The organism is Streptococcus dentapri, from assembly GCF_042649885.1.
GTDB classification, from domain to species: domain Bacteria; phylum Bacillota; class Bacilli; order Lactobacillales; family Streptococcaceae; genus Streptococcus; species Streptococcus dentapri.
Map to the genome: position 1 here is coordinate 1 of NZ_JBHSAC010000010.1, position 20,619 is coordinate 20,619.

Annotated in this window: 20 protein-coding genes; 4 read left to right on the forward strand and 16 right to left on the reverse strand. The window is 40.6% G+C overall.

Going from position 1 to position 20,619, the window contains the following annotated elements:
- Positions 1-101: 101 nt before the first annotated feature.
- The 12 genes from ileS to glmU form a co-directional block, all read right to left on the reverse strand.
- Positions 102-2,900, reverse strand: coding sequence for an isoleucine--tRNA ligase (gene ileS / locus ACFOSE_RS01020; RefSeq protein WP_380429328.1), 2,799 nt, complete (start codon positions 2,898-2,900; stop codon positions 102-104).
- 267 nt (positions 2,901-3,167) lie between these two features.
- The gene (locus ACFOSE_RS01025; RefSeq protein ID WP_380429331.1) at positions 3,168-4,019 is read right to left on the reverse strand and encodes a DivIVA domain-containing protein; all 852 of its coding nucleotides are present in this window, start codon (positions 4,017-4,019) and stop codon (positions 3,168-3,170) included.
- 245 nt (positions 4,020-4,264) lie between these two features.
- The gene (locus ACFOSE_RS01030; protein WP_380429333.1) at positions 4,265-5,053 is read right to left on the reverse strand and encodes a YlmH family RNA-binding protein; all 789 of its coding nucleotides are present in this window, start codon (positions 5,051-5,053) and stop codon (positions 4,265-4,267) included.
- Positions 5,047-5,304: a YggT family protein gene (locus ACFOSE_RS01035; protein ID WP_380429336.1), complete on the reverse strand. Its 258-nt coding sequence runs from the start codon at positions 5,302-5,304 to the stop codon at positions 5,047-5,049. The genes ACFOSE_RS01030 and ACFOSE_RS01035 overlap by 7 nt, the downstream gene beginning before the upstream one ends.
- Positions 5,305-5,310: 6 nt before the next feature.
- The gene (locus ACFOSE_RS01040; protein WP_380429339.1) at positions 5,311-5,919 is read right to left on the reverse strand and encodes a cell division protein SepF; all 609 of its coding nucleotides are present in this window, start codon (positions 5,917-5,919) and stop codon (positions 5,311-5,313) included.
- 9 nt (positions 5,920-5,928) lie between these two features.
- The gene (locus ACFOSE_RS01045) at positions 5,929-6,603 is read right to left on the reverse strand and encodes a YggS family pyridoxal phosphate-dependent enzyme (protein ID WP_380429341.1); all 675 of its coding nucleotides are present in this window, start codon (positions 6,601-6,603) and stop codon (positions 5,929-5,931) included.
- Between the two features lie 2 nt (positions 6,604-6,605).
- Positions 6,606-7,892 carry a cell division protein FtsZ gene (gene ftsZ / locus ACFOSE_RS01050; RefSeq protein ID WP_380429344.1) on the reverse strand — a complete coding sequence of 429 codons (1,287 nt, stop codon included), beginning with the start codon at positions 7,890-7,892 and terminating at the stop codon, positions 6,606-6,608.
- Between the two features lie 19 nt (positions 7,893-7,911).
- Complete coding sequence (gene ftsA / locus ACFOSE_RS01055) at positions 7,912-9,291, reverse strand: cell division protein FtsA (protein WP_380429347.1); 1,380 nt, start codon at positions 9,289-9,291, stop codon at positions 7,912-7,914.
- Between the two features lie 224 nt (positions 9,292-9,515).
- A complete protein-coding gene (locus ACFOSE_RS01060; protein ID WP_380429350.1) occupies positions 9,516-10,208 on the reverse strand; it encodes a 5'-methylthioadenosine/adenosylhomocysteine nucleosidase in 693 nt (230 codons plus the stop codon).
- Positions 10,209-10,217: 9 nt separating this feature from the next.
- Positions 10,218-10,466, reverse strand: coding sequence for a cell wall synthase accessory phosphoprotein MacP (gene macP / locus ACFOSE_RS01065; protein ID WP_380429352.1), 249 nt, complete (start codon positions 10,464-10,466; stop codon positions 10,218-10,220).
- A gap of 12 nt (positions 10,467-10,478) precedes the next feature.
- Positions 10,479-11,027 carry an NUDIX hydrolase gene (locus ACFOSE_RS01070; RefSeq protein WP_380429354.1) on the reverse strand — a complete coding sequence of 183 codons (549 nt, stop codon included), beginning with the start codon at positions 11,025-11,027 and terminating at the stop codon, positions 10,479-10,481.
- Positions 11,028-11,192: 165 nt separating this feature from the next.
- The gene (glmU, locus tag ACFOSE_RS01075; protein ID WP_380429357.1) at positions 11,193-12,572 is read right to left on the reverse strand and encodes a bifunctional UDP-N-acetylglucosamine diphosphorylase/glucosamine-1-phosphate N-acetyltransferase GlmU; all 1,380 of its coding nucleotides are present in this window, start codon (positions 12,570-12,572) and stop codon (positions 11,193-11,195) included.
- Positions 12,573-12,771: 199 nt separating this feature from the next.
- Between glmU and ACFOSE_RS01080 the strand changes: the two genes are divergently transcribed.
- Positions 12,772-13,377 carry a TVP38/TMEM64 family protein gene (locus ACFOSE_RS01080; RefSeq protein ID WP_380429359.1) on the forward strand — a complete coding sequence of 202 codons (606 nt, stop codon included), beginning with the start codon at positions 12,772-12,774 and terminating at the stop codon, positions 13,375-13,377.
- Between the two features lie 57 nt (positions 13,378-13,434).
- Here the strand turns inward: ACFOSE_RS01080 and ACFOSE_RS01085 are convergent, their stop codons facing one another.
- The 4 genes from ACFOSE_RS01085 to ACFOSE_RS01100 all read right to left on the reverse strand — a co-directional run bounded on the left by ACFOSE_RS01085 (position 13,435) and on the right by ACFOSE_RS01100 (position 18,502).
- Complete coding sequence (locus tag ACFOSE_RS01085) at positions 13,435-14,403, reverse strand: Gfo/Idh/MocA family protein (RefSeq protein ID WP_380429361.1); 969 nt, start codon at positions 14,401-14,403, stop codon at positions 13,435-13,437.
- 206 nt (positions 14,404-14,609) lie between these two features.
- Positions 14,610-15,023, reverse strand: a complete 414-nt coding sequence (locus ACFOSE_RS01090) for a hypothetical protein (RefSeq protein WP_380429364.1) — start codon at positions 15,021-15,023, stop codon at positions 14,610-14,612.
- A gap of 133 nt (positions 15,024-15,156) precedes the next feature.
- Positions 15,157-17,166 carry a methionine--tRNA ligase gene (gene metG, locus ACFOSE_RS01095; protein ID WP_380429366.1) on the reverse strand — a complete coding sequence of 670 codons (2,010 nt, stop codon included), beginning with the start codon at positions 17,164-17,166 and terminating at the stop codon, positions 15,157-15,159.
- A 157-nt stretch (positions 17,167-17,323) separates the two neighbouring features.
- Positions 17,324-18,502, reverse strand: coding sequence for a hypothetical protein (locus ACFOSE_RS01100; RefSeq protein WP_380429369.1), 1,179 nt, complete (start codon positions 18,500-18,502; stop codon positions 17,324-17,326).
- A 230-nt stretch (positions 18,503-18,732) separates the two neighbouring features.
- Here ACFOSE_RS01100 and ACFOSE_RS01105 point away from each other — a divergent pair, with 230 nt between their 5' ends.
- From ACFOSE_RS01105 to ACFOSE_RS01115, 3 genes are read left to right on the forward strand one after another with little or no spacing between them, the layout of a single operon-like run.
- A complete protein-coding gene (locus ACFOSE_RS01105) occupies positions 18,733-18,852 on the forward strand; it encodes an SPJ_0845 family protein (RefSeq protein WP_380429371.1) in 120 nt (39 codons plus the stop codon).
- 7 nt (positions 18,853-18,859) lie between these two features.
- Entirely contained in the window at positions 18,860-19,762 is a 903-nt protein-coding gene (locus ACFOSE_RS01110; protein WP_380429373.1) for a permease, read from the forward strand.
- Complete coding sequence (locus tag ACFOSE_RS01115) at positions 19,763-20,575, forward strand: TIGR03943 family putative permease subunit (RefSeq protein WP_380429376.1); 813 nt, start codon at positions 19,763-19,765, stop codon at positions 20,573-20,575.
- Positions 20,576-20,619: the final 44 nt, after the last annotated feature.

Here is a 20,619-nt window from a genome sequence, read left to right on the forward strand (position 1 = left end):
TTTAGTATACTCCTAAACAGAGCAAAAAGCTCTTAGAAATGCAATTCCAAGAGCTTTGTCTTCAGTCTGAAATTCAGCACTTAAGTGCTGAATTTTTTATCTTATTTAGCAGCTTTAACTTCAAAACCTTGGGTTACTGCTTCAGGAAAATTTGCTTCAACAATTTCCGCACAGTGATCACAAATTTTAGCATTATAGCTACGTTTTTTCGTAGTTACATCATTGCGACGACAGCGATCACAGACATCACCTTGGGCATGTTCAACTGTGAAAGTCAAATCATCAAATTGCAAGGCTCCTGCTGGAGCTGGAGCATCTGTTACTGTCAGTTGGGAAACAATCAAAAGCTGAGCGATATCGCTGTCTAAACTGTCCAGTAAGCTTTTCGTTTCTTGATCAGCATAAATGGTCAAATGAGCTTCCAAAGATTTACCGATAAGTTTTCCATTGCGGGCTTCTTCCAAGGCCTTCTGAGCTTGAGTACGGAAATTCATGAAGGTTTCCCAGATTTCAAGTAAAGCCTCCTGATTTTCAAATGTTTCTACCTCCGGCATCTCAGCTAATTGAACAAACTCCTCTTCTTCTTGCTCGAGATAAGACCAGATTTCTTCAGATGTATGAGGCAGAATTGGAGTCAGCAATTTAGTGATTTTAACCAGAATATCATAAAAAACAGTTTGCATTTGGCGACGCACCAAGCTGTCTGCTGCTTCAATATAGACTACGTCTTTAGCAAAATCCAAATAGAATGCTGATAAGTCAACTGTAAGGAAGTTATTAACCGCCTTGTAGGCACTCATGAAATCATAATTTTCATAAGCTTCAAGAATAGTTTTCACCAGTGTATTAAATTTAGCAGTCATATACTGGTCAACCTGACGCAAATTTTCGTAAGCGACGGTATCCTCTTTCTTGAAATCGGAGGTATTAGCCAGCAAGAAACGCAAAGTATTACGAATCTTACGGTAACTTTCTGATACTTGTCCAAGAATTTCCATCGAAACACGAACATCATTATCCGTATCGACAGAGGCTACCCAGAGACGAAGGATCTCTGCCCCGTATTGCTTAGCAACATCATTTGGCAAAATGGTATTCCCTTTAGATTTAGACATTTTCTCACCTTTACCATCGAGGACGAATCCTTGTGATAAGACAGCTTTATATGGCGCATGACCATTGACGGCAGTAGAGGTGATCAGGGATGAATTAAACCATCCGCGGTACTGGTCAGAACCCTCCAAGTAGAGATCAGCCGGATAACCGAGCTCCTCACGAGCATTCATGACCCCCTCCCATGAAGAGCCTGAGTCAAACCAAACGTCCATAATATCCGTTTCTTTGATAAATTTGCCATTTGGTGAACCTGGGTGGCTAAAGCCATCAGGCAAGAGGTCTTTAGCATCACGTTTCCACCAGATAATTGACCCTTCTTTCTCAAAAAGATCAGCCACATGGTCAGTCACTTCTTTTGTCATGATGGCTGTTCCATCTTCTGCATAAAAGATTGGCAGCGGAACACCCCATGAACGTTGACGGGAAATAACCCAGTCCCCACGATCACGAATCATGTTGTAAAGGCGAGTGCGGCCCCACGATGGATAAAAGTCTGTTTTTTCAATTTCCGCTAGAATATCCTCACGGAATTTTGCAACCGAAGCAAACCATTGTGGTACCGCCCGCCAGATGATTGGTTTTTTAGTCCGCCAATCGAATGGGTAGGAGTGGGTGATTTCAGCACTGGCCAAAAGTAAGTCACCTAATTTATCAACTACCGTTGGCAAGACTTTGTCATAAAACTGCCCTTGGAAATCAGGACCGGCTTCTTCTGTCATGATTCCACGACTATCAACGGTTACAGCAACTTCCAAACCATATTTTATACCAACATTATAGTCATCCTCACCAAAGCCAGGAGCCGTATGGACAATACCAGTACCAGAATCAAGGGTAACATGATCACCAACCATAACAAGCTCTTCAACAGCCATATCCCAAGGGTGTTCTGTCTTAATGTACTCCAAATCAGAACCATTATAGCGGTTGATAATCTCGTAGGAATCCCAACCAAAGCGCTCAGCCAATTCTGGCAAGAGTTCTTCTGCCACAATATATTTGCGAGTATCATCAGCCGGTTTCACAACAGCATAGATAAAATCAGCTCCGACAGTCAAACCGCGTGAAGCTGTCACAGTAAATGGTGTTGTTGTCCAAACCACAATATAGGTATCCATATCGAGGATACCTTTACCATCCTTGACCTTATTGGCATAGTAAAGGGAGGTTGATACCAAGTCGTGGTACTCAATTTCTGCCTCTGCTAAAGCGGACTCAGATGACCAAGACCAATAAACTGGCTTGGCACCACGATAGATATAGCCTTTATCAGCCATCGCACCAAAAACACGAATCTGGGCAGCTTCAAAATCGGGGTTCAGAGTAACATAAGGGTTTTCCCAATCCCCAGAAACACCCAAACGTTTAAAATCTTGACGCTGCTTATCTACTTGAGAAAGGGCATAGTCACGACACATTTGAAGATATTCGACCAAGTCAAGTTCTTTGCGCTTAACACCTTTTTTGGCTAAAACCTGCTCGATTGGTAATCCGTGCGTATCCCAACCGGGGACATAAGGAGCACGGTAACCCATCATTGATTTAGAGCGAATAATGATATCTTTAGAAATCTTGTTGAGGGCATGCCCAAGGTGAATATTCCCATTTGCATAGGGAGGCCCATCATGAAGGAAGAAAGCTGGTTTATCAGCGTTCAATTTCTGACGTTTATGATAAAGATCTTTCTTGTCCCATTCAGCCTGCCACTGAGGTTCCTTATTAGGAAGTCCAGCCCGCATTGGAAAGGCCGTCTTACCAAGATTCAAAGTCTCTTTTAATTTCATTTTTACTCCTTTAACACTAATAATATCATCGTTAAATATTGATAAAAGGTAAGAAAAAAGTTTTCATCACAAAGGACGAAAACTCGCGGTACCACCTTATTTCAGATTAGACTCGGGCTAATCCCTCTTTGATGATAAGGTAATCAACCTCCCACCTTACTATCTTTCAGGTAGAAAAACTGTGAAATGATAATAATCTCATCAGGGAATGCAGGACTCACACCATCACCTGCTCGCTGGAAATATCAATGAGATATCTTGTTTTCATTAGTTTTGAATATTTAATTTAAAGGTTTGAGCTTCACCGCCAGCAAGTTCGCTCGCTGACAATTCAGAAGTATCTTGAATAGCATCTTCTTCATCTTGCCCTCCTGCTTCCGCAGCTTCCACCGCAGCAGAAATTTCACCAAGATCAAGTTTTTGTGTTTCTTCAAGAATGCGATTACTCTCTTCGACACGGCGTTGTAATTCAGCCATTTCAGATTCTGTAAATTGACGGGTTGCATCTTCAGCAGAATCAGACTCTGCAATAGTTCCAGCACTCGTTAGATTTTGATTATCATCTAAAACTTTTTCAACAACTTCCTTGAAGGCATCATCAGAATTTTGCAAGTAAACAGCTGTTGGTTGCAGAAGTTCACTCCACTCTTGTGAGTTAATCATATTTAATTGACCTTCAATAGTGCTCAACAAACGTTGGTGGAAGACACGGCTCTGACGCTTAAGCGCTTCTGTTTCAATAGCTACAGCCTTAGCTTCATCAGTTGCATCGCGTAAAATTTTATTGGCACGGCTCTTGGCTTCGTCAATCAACTGGTTGGCATCATAATTAGCCTTACTCAAGAGATTGGTTGCTTGAGTATTAGCAGAAAATTTAACTTTCTCTGCAGTCTCCTGAGCCAAGATAACGGATTGACTCAACGATTCCTTCATTTCATCAAAGTAGACCAGTTTTTCTTCCAGATTTTTAACTTTTGCTTCAAGGTCACGATTTTTTTGAGTCAAATCTTCAAAATCATCAAAGATGATGTCTAAAAAATCATCAACCTCACGTTCGCTGTAGCCACGGAATTTAGTATGAAAAGTTTTGTTTTTAATATCGAGTGCTGTAATTGCCATGTCACCCTCCTTATTTATTTTTTAATTTTTAGTTTGCCCATCGGCCATGAGCTTTACCCTATTTAAACTCTAAAGCGTTCACAAAATCCGAGAATCACCAGTTCTCCCATCCAGCAAACTGACGGGTTATGTCAACGCTTCATCTAAGACCATTCTAAGTCTTTCTTTTTAATCCAGAAATAGTATACCTAAATTTTGTACATGTCACAAATTTTATAGTTACAAAATTCCTAGTATAACTCCCCTTATTTATTGACATATTTTTTAATCGTTAGCTTATGCTTCTTATTTTTAGATAAGCCATCATCACGATAAAGTTCAAAGCGACCATAGCCTCGAACACTTACCAAATCTCCCAATTCAAGTAATTCTGACGGTCTTGTCATAGTCACATAATTCAGCTTTACCTTTTCTTGTTCCACCAACTTACTGGAAATCGAACGTGACAACTTAAAAACTGAGGCGATAAGCTTATCAAGCCTCAGACTGGAGACCAAAACATCTATCTCTTTGGTCTTCTTGTCATGCTTTAATAATTGCGAGAAATCAACTTCTCTAAGCTTTACAGATGTCTTTCCAATTTTTTCGACTGTTGAAAAATAGGTAATCATTGATGTATTAACAATAATTTGAGCACGATTGTCAGCTAAGATGATGTCTCCAAAAACTGTCCGCTGAATACCTAGTTTGTTAATGAAACTCCCCATTATCTGAGCATGGGTTAGCTGATTAAATTTTGAATTATAGCTAATCTCCAGAAGAGACAGGTCAAAATCTTGCTGTTCCAACTCATAATAATCTGGTGCCAGAATGATTTTGGCGTATTCCGTTGGGATATAATCACTCGAAACATAGTAACGAATGCCCATTTGTCCACATACGCTTCCGGTAATCATGACCTGTCTAGGATCCAAAAAATCTGTCACCTGAAAAGTGTAGGTATCTTGAACCCTTTTAGCCAAATCAGTCATCTTATCAATGAAGGTTCTCTCTTCCTTGAGGAAGTGTTGATAGATATCTCGCTCCACTACCATAGCAAAATGAAATAAAGGAGCCTATTCAGAACTTGGAGCAAAATCAAAGCCACTAAAGTTGTGAAATCAAAGCCACCATATTGTAAATTGAAGCGATAAAGAGGCGCCAATAAAGGATCAACTATTTTTTCAATCAATCGCCCCAATGATGACTCACGCGCACCGGGTAACCAAGATAAGAGGGCATAGAGAACTAAAGCAATGCTCAGAAAGCGTATGAAATAATTAAAAATTATGTAGATAGTAACCATGTTAACTCAACGACGCTTCATATCATAGTCAAAAGAAACCTCTTGACTAGAATTTGGCAAATTCATCTCTTCTATATCTACGACAACGTCCTTAGGAGTCAACAAATACATAGAAGAACCAACTTTTTGAAGACTTCCATAAAGGACACGACTAGCGCCGTCAATAAAGTCCAGGCAACGACGCGCCTGAGCCTCCAGCATATATTGGAAATCAATTAAGACACATTCATGCTTAATCAATAAATCAACAATCTCTTGAGCATCCTCATATTTGCGCGGAAACTTCAAGGCAATCGTTGTACCAGAATTACCTGCTGGAGCTGCTACACCAGCAGAGCGCGATGACAAATCTCTAACATTCTCTTCCTGTGAAGAACGATGAGAAGCGGCCTGCCCTTGAGCATACTGTCGCGTAGCTGCTTGAGAACGTTGTTGGGATTGAGGTTGCTGTTGAGACTGTACCTGCTGTTGACGCTGAGGAGCTTGCTGCTGGGGTTGGCGCACTGGACGAGGTCCCTGTGTAGTCGTCGTCTCCTCCTGAGTTTCTTCTACTTCGTTAGCATCATCCGTATCAAAGTAGGAAACGATTTTTTCAAATCTGTCTTTTATAGCCATGATTCTCTCCTATTCTCTAAAGAATGATGTTCCGATTCGGACAAATGTTGAGCCATTTTGGATAGCTATCGGAAAATCCCTGCTCATCCCCATGCTCAAATCATCGAAAGGCATATTCTTTATGTTTCTCTCTTTGAGACTCTGTCTCAAATCATTTGTCTGTTTAAAAATATAATTTAATTCACGTTCCGTGGCATCAATCGGAGCCATGGTCATCAACCCGACAATTTTTAACTTATCATAAGATGATAATTCCTCAAGAACTTCATCAAGCTCATCAGGTTTAAAACCATGTTTACTTTCTTCACCAGATATATTTACTTGTAAAAAGCACTTAATTGGATACTGTGCTCGCTTTTGAATTTCTTTGGCTAACTTCACAGAATCCAAAGCATGGAAGTAATCCACAAGATTGATTACTTCCTTAACTTTGCGCCTCTGCAAGGTTCCAATCAGATGCCAAGTGACATTTTTATCTTTAAGATGCTCATATTTATCGAGAAATTTATCAACGCGATTTTCTCCGATATGCTGAACACCTAAATCTACCAGCTGGGCAACCGTATCACTGTCAACATATTTGGTAACAGCAACTATTGCAACACTTGACTCCGGACGATTCGCCTGATGGATCGCTCGAGCCACTTCTTCATAAACTAAATCTTTATTTTTTTGTAAATCCATGATTAACGATTCTTAAAGAATGGCGGTGTTTCAAGTTCATCATCACCAGTATCAACATCTGAAGCTGAGAAAGAAGAAACATCTAATTGGCTATCCAACTCATTTTCTTTTGGACGGCTGATGTTATCACGACGAAGATCCCAATCTCCAAATGCTGATGGCTGATGTTGCGGTTGAGTTGAACGTGGATTTGCCTGTGGCATCTCACGTTTTTCAGCCATATCAAAATCAAAATTAGATGGGCGGCGTTCAAAGCCAGTTGATTGATCATTGTTAGAACCGGATTGCGTAAATACACGTGATTGCGGCACACCAGCAACCTTCTCAACCTTGTCCGGACGCACACCAGTTGCCACAACAGTCACCCGGATTTCATCCTTCATGCTGTCGTCAATGGCCGTACCCAACCAAATATTGACACCTTGACCAGCTGCTTGACTGACAATTTCAGAAGCTTCTTCGGCTTCAGTCAATGTCATATCAAGACCACCAGTAACATTGACGATGACATCTTCTGCACCATCAATGGTTGTTTCAAGTAAAGGTGAGTAGATAGCCTTACGCGCTGCTTCGATAATGCGTTCTTCGCCAGAACCAATACCGATTCCCATAAGGGCATTACCTTTGTTTGCCATAACAGTTTTCACATCGGCAAAGTCAAGATTGATGAGACCTGGACTTGTGATAAGGTCTGTAATCCCTTGAACACCTTGGCGAAGAACATTATCTGCTTCGCTGAGTGCTTCAAGAAGAGGTGTTTTCTTATCAACAATTTCAAGAAGGTTATTATTTGAAATGATAAGCAGGGTATCAACTTGTTCGCGAAGTTCGTTGATTCCTTCGACAGCGAAAGTTCCACGTTTGTTTCCTTCAAAACCGAATGGACGCGTCACAACAGCCACTGTTAAGGCCCCGAGACTTTTAGCGATACGAGCGATGACAGGTGCAGCACCTGTACCAGAGCCTCCGCCCATACCAGCAGTAATAAAGACCATATCAGCACCGGTAAGCGCTTCAGTCAAAACTTCTTCACTTTCTTCTGCCGCTTTACGACCAACTTCAGGTTGACCGCCAGCACCAAGACCACGAGTCAATTTTGGTCCAAGCTGAATAACTGTTTCTGCTTTAGATGAGCTTAAAGCCTGAATATCTGTATTGGCTGCGATGAATTCAACACCAGCAACACCTTCTTCAATCATGCGGTTAATGGCGTTACCACCGCCACCACCGACACCAATTACTTTAATAACTGCCCCTTGAACAGACGCAGCATCGAATGAAAATGCCATTTTATTTCCTCACTTCAAATTAATCAAACATACTGCCAAAGATATTGCGGACACGATCGGTCATTTTGGGCTTTGGCTTACTTTCCTGTTGTGCATTGTTATTTTGAACAGGTTCTGGAACTGAAAAATTACCAGCCTGTTGTTGAGGGTGTTGCATGACAGGAGTAGATTGTTGCACTTGTTGCGGCGCAACAGTTGGTGTTTCAGGAACTACAGGTTTACGACGAAGGAGTTCTTCACCAAGGACAGCTCCTTGAGCAATGATATCAACTTCACTCATAATACCAACATATTCTACTAGGCTGATAACATTAGCAAACATTGGGTTTCGGATACCAACTTGATTAGGAATATGCAGTTTCACCTGAGTTCCAAACACTTCTTGTGCCAATTCGACAACACCTGGAAGCATAGCGGCCCCACCGACGAGGACGATACCACCAGGCAGGTCGAGCAGACGACCGCGTTCTAAATCTTGTTTAACACGATCAAAGATGTGGCGGACGCGAGCAGTAATGATCTCCGAAAGATAACGTTCAGAAATCTCAACCGGTTCATCGCTACCGACACATTCAACTTGGGCTGTTTCTGTTTGACTAGCTTCAGTCAAGTCTGCCGTCCCAAAATTAAATTTCAAAGCTTCAGCTGTCTGAATTGATGTTTGCAAAACTTTTGAAATATCTTTAGTGACAAAATCGCCACCTTCTGGATAGATATTAGTGTATTGTAACTCTTGAGCTCGCATGGAAGCTACTGTTGTTTGACCACCTCCCATGTCAATGACGGTAGCACCAAACTCACGTTCACCTTCATTTAAAACAGATTTAGCCAATGACAATGGTGTGATGATGATGGTCTCAACAGAAATACCAGCACGTTCAACTGTTGTGCGCAAGTTATGTAAAATAGTGCTTGGACCAGTATAAATGAGACCGCGCATTTCCAGACGAATCCCCATCATACCACGTGGATCACGAATTCCTTGGAAACCATCAACGATAAACTCTTCTGGCACCAATGAAATGACTTCACGTTCTGGTGTGATGCTCTTAGTCAGAGCGGATTGCACTACGCGCTCAATATCCTCATCTTTAATTTCTTTTGATTCAGTGATAACTGGGATCATCCCTTGAGTAGGCTCAATTTGCAAGAGGTTTGCCGGCAAACCAACATTGACCTTATCAATACTGATGCCAGCTTTTTCCTCAGCTTGCTCTACTGCTTCTTTAATGGATGTCGCTGCCGCTTCAATATCAACAATGATTCCGTCTTTTACACCCGAACTCGGTACATTGCTCACACCGATGACGTTCATCTGCCCGTCAACCCACTCAGCAACCAATACTTTAATCGAGCTTGTTCCTATGTCCAAACCTGTAAAAAAGCCATTTCTAGCCATTCACTCGACCTCTCTATCTTTCCGAACTATTCTTATCTAATTACTCTACCGCATTTGGGCAGAGTTACTCAGAAGGTATTATATCATAAAAAAACCGAAAATGGACTGATTTTCTATTTTTTGTCATATATTCTTAATTTCTTTCGAAAACAGCCCAAATAAAATAAAAAAAGAGATTTTCTCTGTCTTTTAGTGACACACTCAAGAAGAGATTTTCTCGTTTTTTAGGACAAAATATGTAAAAAATCAATCAGAATTTCTGCCGAACGTTTACCCGCTTCAATGATAAATTCATCAAAAGTAACATTCGCATCGTGAGCTGCTGTATCGCTCATGGCTCGTACAACAATGAAGGGTTTAGCCGCTGCTTGAGCTGCCTGGGCAATAGCCGCTCCTTCCATTTCAACAGCAAGGACTTCTGGGAAATGAGACTTAATCATTTCCGTTTTGTCCTGATTTGCAATAAAGCTATCCCCTGTCGCAATCAAGCCTATCTTGCTAGGGCATTTGTGCCCCTGCAAAACTTTCTCAAAGGCTGTAATAAAATTGGGCGCACTTTCAAAGTAGAGGGGCTGCATAGACATTTGACCATAAGGGTAGCCAAAGGCCGTCAGGTCAACATCATGATAGACCAAACGATCAGCGACAACTACATCTCCTATTTTAAGACCTGAAGCAAGGGCACCGGCTGACCCAGTATTGATCAAGGCATCCACTCCAAAATGATCCACTAGAATAGCGACAGACATAGCGGACATGACTTTACCAACACCGGATTGTACTAGAATGACTTCATGATTGCCCAGCTGACCGCTATAATAGGTGCTAGTGAGTACCTGCTCCGACCTTTTGTTTTTTAACTGTTGAATTAAGAGCCGAAGTTCCTGCTCCATAGCGGCAATAATCCCTATTTTCATTGAATCTCCTTAGAGCTTAAAGATGGCATAAATCAAAACGGCCAAAAGAATGAGCACAATGATTAGAACCTTGTTGAGTTTGGCCTGAAAAGCACCACGTTTAGCATTTTCAATACGACGACTTTTGTAAGTGTGTTGGTAGTCATCGCCCAAATCTTCAAAAATCTGGGTATCTTGACCATCCATATAGGGATCGTCAAGTTCTTCACCCCGATTAGCACGCGCAATCATATCATCTGTTAATAAAGGCTTCCCCATGAGTAATCCTTTCTACCATTTATTTCCTTGCAAACCCAGATATTGGAGGGCTACAATGGTTTTAGCATCCTTAATTTGACCGCTTTGAACCATGTCCACACATTCCTGATAGGACAGTTCCAGTAGTTCCAGAAATTCATCATCATCTTGAGAACGAGGATTTTCAACAGGCTGGAGATTCTTGGCAAGATAAAGCTTAATCTTTTCATTGCAAAAACCGATAGCCGTGTAGAATTCATAGAGGAGTTCAAGTTGACCTGTATAACTGGTTTCTTCTTCCAGTTCTCTCAGGGCTGCTGCGACCTCTTGACCAGCCTCCCCTTCTTCCAATTTACCGGCTGGAATCTCATAAGAGATATCTTCAATAGCCTTGCGGTATTGCTTAACAATAATAATTTTATTATCAGGAGTAATCGCCAGAACAGCAACAGCACCCCGATGAAAGACCAATTCTCTACTGGAAGTCTTACCATCAGGCAAGGCAACTTGATCCTTAGCCACAGTCATAATTTGACCTTCAAATAGAATGTCTCGCTTGAGTGTTTTTTCTTCAAAGTCCATTGATTGAACCTCCGACTCTTTTTTGATTCTCCTGTTATCAAAAGGATCCAAACTTATATTGTACTATTTTACTACAAATACTTCATAAAAGCCAATTTCAATTTTATAAAGCTTACGGAGCAAAGCAAAAAATCCAACACAAGGTAGTGCCAGATTCATCTTTTATTATTGCTGTGAAGGATGGTGAGCTTTTTTACGAGCGTAACCTTCTTTATTGACTTGATGGCTACGTGCAATAGCAACAGCATCGGCAGGAACATCCTCTGCAATAACAGAACCGGCCGCGGTTAGGGCATTATCCCCCAACTCTACTGGAGCAATGAGTGTTGAATTACTACCAATAAAGACATTATTACCAATAACAGTTGTGTATTTGTTTTGTCCATCGTAGTTGGCCAAAATAGTCCCTGCGCCAAAATTGACATCACTACCGACCTCAGCATTCCCAATGTAAGTTAGGTGTCCTGCCTTGCTATTTTCTCCTAAACGAGAAGCCTTAACCTCCACGAAGTTACCGACATGGGCGCCCTTCTTGAGAGTTGAGTCTGGTCGGAGATGGGCATAGGGACCAACCGTCACATTGCGCTCAACCTTCGAAGACTCAATCATGGAATTAGTAATCACAGCATTTTCACCAATAAGCGAATCCACAATATAGCTGCCATTGGTTAGGACAGCTCCCGACGAAATCTTTGTCTGCCCTTTCAGCGTGACATTTGCCTCAATAATGACATCTGGCGCAATCTCAACATCAACATCAATATAAGTGGCTTTTGGATTTTGGAAAGACACGCCATTTAGCATATGCTTTTTATTGATACGACGGCGCATAACGTCTTCGACTATGGCTAGGGCAGCACGATCGTTAACGCCCAAACTTTCCTCAAATTCATGAAGGGTAAAGGCCCCAACCTTTTCACCATTTTGACGGAAAATAGAGATAAGATCTGTCAGGTAGTACTCTCCTTGCGCATTGTTGGTATTGAGGTCTTTAAGAGCGTCAAAAAGGCGTTTGTTATCAAAAATATAGGTTCCCGTGTTGATTTCTTTGATTTGCTGCTCAAATTCAGAAGCATCTTTTTGTTCAATAATTTTAACCACTTCGCCGTTTTGATTACGAATGATACGACCATAGCCGAAAGGATCTTCCGCTGTTGCCGTTAAAATAGTAGCTACATTTTTATGGTTAACATGGAAATCCACTAAATTCTGTAAACTTTCACCCGTAATTAAGGGAGTATCGCCAGCAATGACCAAGGTTTGACCATCAAGGCCAGCTAGCTCTTCCTGAGCCATCATCACTGCATGACCCGTCCCTAGCTGTTCGGTTTGCAGGGCAAACTCGGATTTCCCTTGCAGAACCTCACGAACTGATTCTGCCTTGTGACCGATAACTGTGATATTTTTAGCTGGAGAAATGGCAGAAACACTTCTAAATACATGTTCTAACATAGTGATACCTGAAACCTTGTGTAGGACTTTAGGCAAGTTCGATTTCATTCGTGTTCCCTTACCTGCTGCTAGAATAATCGCATAATTGGTCATTTTCTTTTTAACAGAGAATAGCAGCTAATCTGCCTTCTCTTTTCCTTTCATTTCTGTCTTTGATGTCACCATCTATTATAGCATACTTATAGCGTATTGCTAAAAAGGATTTATAATAAGTGACAGCCTTTTGATCCATCCTCATCTAAAAATGTGCTATCATAGCATTATGTAAAAATAGAATGAAGGCGAAGTAAAGATGTCAACAAAGATAAAACACAAGCAACATAAGCATATAAGAAAGATTTTTCAAGTGAGTTCCTGGTTCGGTATCATTTTAACAATTATCCTAGCCATCATCCTCTATCAGACAGGTTATCTAACAGATATCAATAAATTGAATAAACTGATTTCTGGAATGGGGCTTTGGGGTGGCTTCTTTTTTGTGCTTATACAAATCATTCAAGTGGTGATTCCCATCATTCCAGGTGGTATTTCAACAGCTGCTGGTGTCATCCTTTTTGGTGGTTTTTGGGGCTTTGTCTTAAACTATATCGGAATTGTCATCGGTTCGCTCATCGTCTTTCATATCAGTAAAATATTTGGGCGCCCCTTGCTTCACTCAATTTTTAAGCCAAAATTGATCGATAAATACGATCACTGGACGCATGATAATAAGAAGTTAACGATTTTATTCGCCATCGCCATTGTATCGCCTGCTGCTCCTGATGACTTCCTCTGTTATCTAGCTGGAACGACGGATATGTCTTACAGGACCTATATCTTGATTATTCTTTTAGGAAAAATCCCTGCTATTATTGCCTATAGTTTTGGATTGACCCAACTCTTTAATTTCTTCCTTTAGTTTTAAAATCGCCTTTGATTTTCTATCAAAGACGATTTTCTTGCTCTTTATTTCTGATTATTTTGACAAATACTCACTAGCCTGTTGTAAAACCGCCATAACCTTGAGACTGTGTTCAAGATAGACTTGGGCTTGAGCATAATCTCGTTCGGAAATCATCGCTTCAAAAGTGAGAAACTCATCGTACATTCGATGCTGTGGTCGGTTATGATTCAAGTGCTGTGTATCTTGGCCATTCAAGCTGATGGTTAGTTCTGGCATCGCATTGGTTGGTCCCAAAACCGCCATGGAACCCTTATCTCCCTGAATGGTAGATCTAATGGCAGCACTGCAGTCTTTGGCACTGATACAAACTGCCTTGAAATGCCCATAGTCCATTACCAAGATACCAGAGGTGTCGACCCCTTTTTCCATGTTGGGCAGATACTGGACCTTTTGAGGCAAGCCAAAGAGACCAACAACCAGATGAATATTATAGATATTAAGATCACGCAGGGCACCGCCTCCCATGTCTAGATTAAAAGCTGGCGCAATCTCACCGCGTTTAAAGGCATCATAACGCGATGAGTACTGGGAATAATTGCATTCGACAATCTTAATATCCCCTAATTTAGCGAGATTGTTCTTTAAAAACTGAAAATTCCCCAGATATTGATTAGTAATAGCTTCGAGAAGAAACAGTCCCCTTTCCTGAGCTATAGCTGCTAGATCTTCTAATTCAGACAGTGTCAATGTAAAGGGCTTCTCACAAATAACATGTTTATCAGCGAGCAAGGCCTGTTTGGCATAGGTATAGTGGGTATGGTTGGGTGTCCCAATATAAACCGTATCAACATCAGGATTTTGTAAAATCTCTTGATAGTCACTGCTAGATTGGGGAATACCATACTGAGATGCTAATTTTTGGGCTGTGGCTAATGAGCGAGGTGTCGATAAAATAGCCAAAAGTTTAATTCCATCAATGGTTTGCAAAACAGGTAAAACTTCTTTAACAATCATACCTGCTCCTAAAAGTGCTAGTTTCATACCAGTACCTCTCTTTACATAGTGATAAATGATTGGACCTTAAGTAACCTGCCAGCAGAAAGAACAGCAAGCCACTTTAATATAGACAGGATTATTATAGCAAATTTTCCAAAGCAAAGAGGTAAAAAACACCTTCTAATTGGGGTCGCGTCCAACTTAGAGATACCAGTTCATCTTACTATTAGGTCACTATAAGCCAGTTAGTCTTACTTGTAATGCACATCATTCATGTATTTTTTAACATATTTATCGTAGTCCGGCTGCTCAGACTTACTCATGGCAAAGTAGACCTCCCCTTTTAAATCATCTTCGCCATCAGTTTTCAAAAGAAGCGCTGTTTTATTATCTTTTTCGGGGAAGAATGCCGTAAAATATTCGCCCCCTGAGGTGAATGTGATATAGCGATTACCATTTTCATTGCCTTTACCATTGACTTTATAACTGATGCTATCGCCATCTAGCTTAATCTTATCCTTCTTGAAATCGATCGTAACATCATTGCCTTGAGCATCCTGGGCCTTCCACTTACCCTGGAGATCTTCTTTCTTAATCCCACAAGCAGTCAAAAAGAGCAAACTGACTGCTAGGAATGTTAAAACAACAAACACTTTCTTCTTCATTATAAAAAATAAAAACTCCTTTAATCGATAGTGTGCATTTATTATAACAAACCTTAAAATTTTTTAAAGTGTTATTTAATTTATATAGAACTGATATGAAAAGTCAACCCCGGATGGAGCTGACTTTATATTATTATCCAATAATAGAACCATTAGGCACAGATGGATCGACCGTCAACAGGGTCAAACCACCAGTATGCTCAGCTGAGAGAATCATTCCCTGACTAACGTATTTCTTCATCATTTTGCGCGGTTTGAGATTGGCAACAATCTGGACTTTTTTACCAACCAATTCCTGCTCATCAGGATAGTATTTAGCAATTCCTGAGAGAATTTGGCGATCTTGTCCATCACCAGCATCTAAGCGGAAGCGCAGGAGCTTGTCTGAACCTTCCACCTTTTCAACTTCTTTGACCTCTGCCACACGAATTTCAGCAGCGTCAAAGGTGTCGAATTTGATATCTTCTTTAGTTGATTTGAGTTCAACTTCTTCTGGATTCCAATCAGCATCAGCTGTTGTCTTATCAGCAGCCATCTGCTCTTTAATATAGGCAATTTCTTGCTCCATATCCAGACGTGGAAAGATTGGACTACCTTTTTCCACCACCTGCACACCGGCTGGCATGCTGGCTAAACTCAGGTTTTCAAGGTCAAAGTTGAGACCAAAGCCCAGTTGCTCCATGATGGCATTTGAGGTTGACATCATGAAAGGTTGAATGAGGTGAGCCACTAGGCGTAAGCTAGCTGCTAGGTGAGCCATGACAGCAGCTAATTCTTCTTGCTTGCTTTCATCTTTAGCTAAAAGCCAAGGAGCTGTTTCATCAATATACTTATTGGTACGAGCAATGATATTCCAAACAGCCTCTAGGGCACCTGGAAAATTTACAGCATTCATCTGTTTATGATAGTCAGCTAAGTTTTCAGCCACTATCTCAGCCAAATCCCCATCAAAATCTGTAACATTCTCGGCATAAGTCGAAATAGAACCATCAAAGTATTTATTGATCATGGCAATTGTCCGATTGAGTAGATTCCCTAAGTCATTAGCTAATTCGTAATTGATACGGCCAACATAGTCTTCTGGAGTAAAGGTCCCATCTGAGCCCACTGGCAGAGAACGCATGAGATAGTAACGCAGTGGATCCAGACCAAAACGCTCAACCAGCATCTCTGGATAGACAACATTTCCCTTAGATTTGGACATCTTACCATCTTGCATAACAAACCAGCCGTGAGCCACCAAACGAGTAGGTAGAGGCAAATCCAAAGCCATGAGAATGATAGGCCAGTAGATGGAGTGGAAGCGCAAAATATCCTTACCGATCATGTGCAACACTTCATGTTGGTCATCATTGTGCCAAAAAATATCAAAATTCCCATGTTCATCTTGGCCATAACCGAGGGCTGTAATGTAGTTGACCAAGGCATCAATCCAAACATAAACAACATGCTTAGGATCCGATGGTACTTTAACTCCCCAGGTGAAAGTGGTGCGAGATACAGCCAAATCTTCCAAACCAGGTTCGATAAAGTTCTTCAGCATTTCATTCATGCGCCCCTTAGGCTGGATGAATTCTGGATGTTCTTTGAAAAAGGCTACCAAACGATCAGCATATTTACTGAGCTTGAAGAAATAGGATTCCTCAGAAACCAACTCCACTTCATGACCGGACGGTGCTAAACCACCGATGACTTGACCGGCATCGTCGTAATAGACTTCGGCGAGCTGACTTTCTGTAAAGAATTCTTCATCAGAAACCGAATACCAACCTGAGTATTCGCCCAGATAAATATCCCCTTGAGCTAGTAATCTTTCAAAAATATCAGCGACCACTTTTTCATGATAGTCATCTGTCGTCCTAATGAACTTATCATAGGAAATATTCAACAAGTCCCAAAGGTTCTTGACACCGACAGCCATATTATCGACATATGCTTGAGGAGTGATACCGGCTTCTTGAGCTTTTTGCTGAATCTTTTGACCATGTTCATCGAGTCCAGTCAGATAGAAAACCTCATAATTCATCATACGCTTGTAGCGTGCTAAAACATCACAAGCAATTGTTGTATAGGCTGATCCGATATGCAGTTTCCCAGAAGGATAATAAATCGGAGTTGTCACATAAAATGTTTTATTAGACATGTTTTTTCCTTTCATTCACCACAATTGAGGCAGCAAGACAGCCACTTTTTTCTGATGAATCCTGTTATTTTATAAAATGATGAAACATTTGTTTCGCGACAGTTTATTATAACACAAAACAGAAACTGAAAAAAGCGAGGATCCCCCGCTTTTTATCTTAATCAATATTATAGTTGTCTTCAAATTTTTTCTTAACGTTGTTGAAGGTTTTCTTGAGCTTTCTGGCCTTAGAATCTGACAAGCGCTGATAAACTGCCTTGGAAATCACCTTACCATTTTGGTCTTTAGTAATGATGGTCAAACGATTCCCTTTGACAGTGTAGTCTCTTGAATAATCATAGTTAGCTACAATACCGTCAATATCATCGTTAACATCAGCAGTCTTAACAGAATTATAATAACCCTTTAGGTCATTCTTTAAAATTTTTGTGACTTGCCTTTCATAAGACTGAGACGATTGCCCGATTTTAATATTTTTATCCCACTGATTAACCTGATAAACATCATCCAAATAACTTCCTAGCGATAGATAAGGATAATTTTTATAATCATTAGCATAGAAATAAGAATCTTCTTGAAAATTGCGATTTTCATCGATCGTTACAAAATCTGAATAGGTATAATCGCGATCTTTATAACGCTTGAGAACATCAACCCATTCTCTGTCTTTTTGATTATAGTAAGACCATTGCGTCAGTTGCCAAGCCCCTTCAATTTTACCAGAATCATAGCGCCACCAAGCGTAACCTCCTGCCCCTGCTAAAAGCAGAAGAAGAAAGGCAACGAGACCACCCAAAACTTTAGGCCACCTAGCCTGCTTCTTAGAAAGCGATACAGATTCAGACTGACTTGAGAAGGTATAGCCCTGACTTGATGGTGAAGTCATATCTGACTGCTCTACTTCTTGCGAAGCAACAGCCAATTGACTTGGTGCTTGATGAACCTCATGCACTCCACCAAAACTAGAGCGGTGAGACGCAGCGGGCTGGGAGGCTGTCTCACCTGCTTTTTCTATCGTTTTTTCTGAATCAGCAACTGATTGCGATTGAGCAGCGGCTGACAGTTCCTGCTCTGATTCTGAGCTAACAACCTCTTGTTTTTGATTTTTCTCCATAGCCATCTCCCGATGGAAGATTGGCTCTTTAGGTTCTTCTTTGACATTCTGATTGGCTATTTTTTCAATTTTAGTGCGGATTTCTTCCCTGTCAGCAACGCCATTAGTTACCTCAGCTGCATCAGTAACCACACCTTGATCCATCGCAGCTTTTAGCTCTTCTGGGCTAGGCCAGCGGCCATTGACGGAAGCAAAAAGCTCTAACCATTCTTGCTTTTTCATTTAATCTAACACCTTCGTATCTTTTATTTTTCTTTAGCTATTATACCATATAAAGACAAACCTTTATATAATCTTAATTTTAGAACATCAATTTTTATTTAACCTATCTAAAAGATATAGAAGGCCAATACCAGTCTTTAGGTCAGCCAAACCATAAGTACAGTTGAGGATAACCTCAATTCTCACCTTGGGGTCTTTTTTTAGTATAATAAATAAAAAGGAGATTTATTATGGCAATTCAATATAAAAAAACTGATGAACTTGAAAAAATGCTAGAAGGTTTTGCTTCATTCCCAGACTTTGAGGAAGGCGATGACCCTAAATTAAAACAAAAGAAAGCTGATAAATAATCTTAAGATGACTATTTTTAACAATCTACCCGATAGTGTTCTGCAATGCTTGGCTATTTTTTTATCCATTATCGTTGAAGCATTGCCCTTTGTTCTTTTGGGATCCATTCTGTCTGGTTTTATTGAGGTTTATCTAACGTCTGAGTTAGTCAATAAATACCTGCCCAAACAAAAATTCTTGCGCATTCTCTTTGGAACCTTCGTCGGTTTTATTTTCCCATCCTGTGAATGCGGGATTGTTCCTATTATTACACGTTTTTTGGAGAAAAAAGTGCCCAGTTATACGGCCGTTCCTTTCTTAGCGACTGCACCTATCATCAATCCTATCGTTCTTTTTGCAACCTATTCTGCTTTCGGTAATTCCTTCTATGTCTTATCACTGAGATTGATAGGGACTATTATCGTAGCCGTCAGTCTAGGAATCTTGCTCGGATTTTTTGTGGATGATAATATCCTCAAAGACGGTTTTGTAACTCATAAGCATGAGGATTACAGTCAATTAAAGGTTGGTCAAAAAATCTTTCAGTCGCTAGCTCACGCCATTGAGGAATTTTTTGATACAGGACGCTATCTGATTTTTGGTAGTCTGGTCGCATCAGTTATGCAAATCTATATTCCAACACGGATTTTAACAACTGTTGGAAACACTCCCTTGCTTGCTATTTTAGTGATGATGCTACTAGCTTTCATCCTTTCACTTTGTAGTGAAGCAGATGCCTTTATCGGCGCCAGCCTGCTACCAACCTTGGGCATCGGTCCTGTAACTGCCTTTTTGCTCATCGGTCCCATGGTTGATATTAAAAATTTGATGATGATGGTTAAGTCATTTAAACCTCGCTTCATCCTGCAATTTGTCAGTGTCTCTAGTATTGTTATTATCATCTACTGTTTGTTTGTGGGGGGATTGTAAATGATTCGATTTCTAATTTTAGCTGGTTATTTCGAGCTTACCATGTATTTACAACTATCCGGAAAACTCAACCAATACATAAACATCCACTATTCTTATCTATCCTATATTTCGATGGTGCTTTCCTTCATTTTAGCCTTAGTCCAGCTAATAATTTGGATGAGAAAAATCAAAATGCACAACCATTTAACCGGTAAATGGGCCAAATTTTTCAGCCCGCTTATCCTTGTTTTCCCTGTCACTGTCGGCCTCTTAGTACCTACAGTGACCCTCAATTCCACAACCGTTTCCGCTAAGGGCTATAATTTCCCACTCGCGGCCGGCTCATCTGGAGGAACCAGCCAAGATGGTACGACCGTTCAATATCTCAAACCTGATACCTCAGACTATTTCACATCATCAGCCTATCAGGCTGAGATGAATAAGGAAATCAAGCACTATTTAAAAAAAGATGAGATTAATATTACCACTCAAAATTATATGGAGGTCATGGAGCTCATCTATCTCTATCCCGATAAATTCGTAGGCAAAACAATCAGTTATACCGGTTTTGTCTACAACGATCCCAGTCAAAAAGATCATCAATTTCTGTTTAGATTCGGTATCATCCACTGTATCGCTGACTCTGGTGTCTATGGCCTTTCCACAACAGGGAATACACAGCACTATAAAGATAATACCTGGGTCAAGGCCAAAGGAGCAATCCATATTGAGTATAATCAGACTTTAAAACAAAGTCTGCCTGTGCTAGAAATGACTTATTGTCACGAGGTGGACAAACCTGACAATCCTTACGTCTACCGTGTATTTTAGTGTAAAAAATAGCAATAAAGAATTTTAGTATTTTGATACTACGA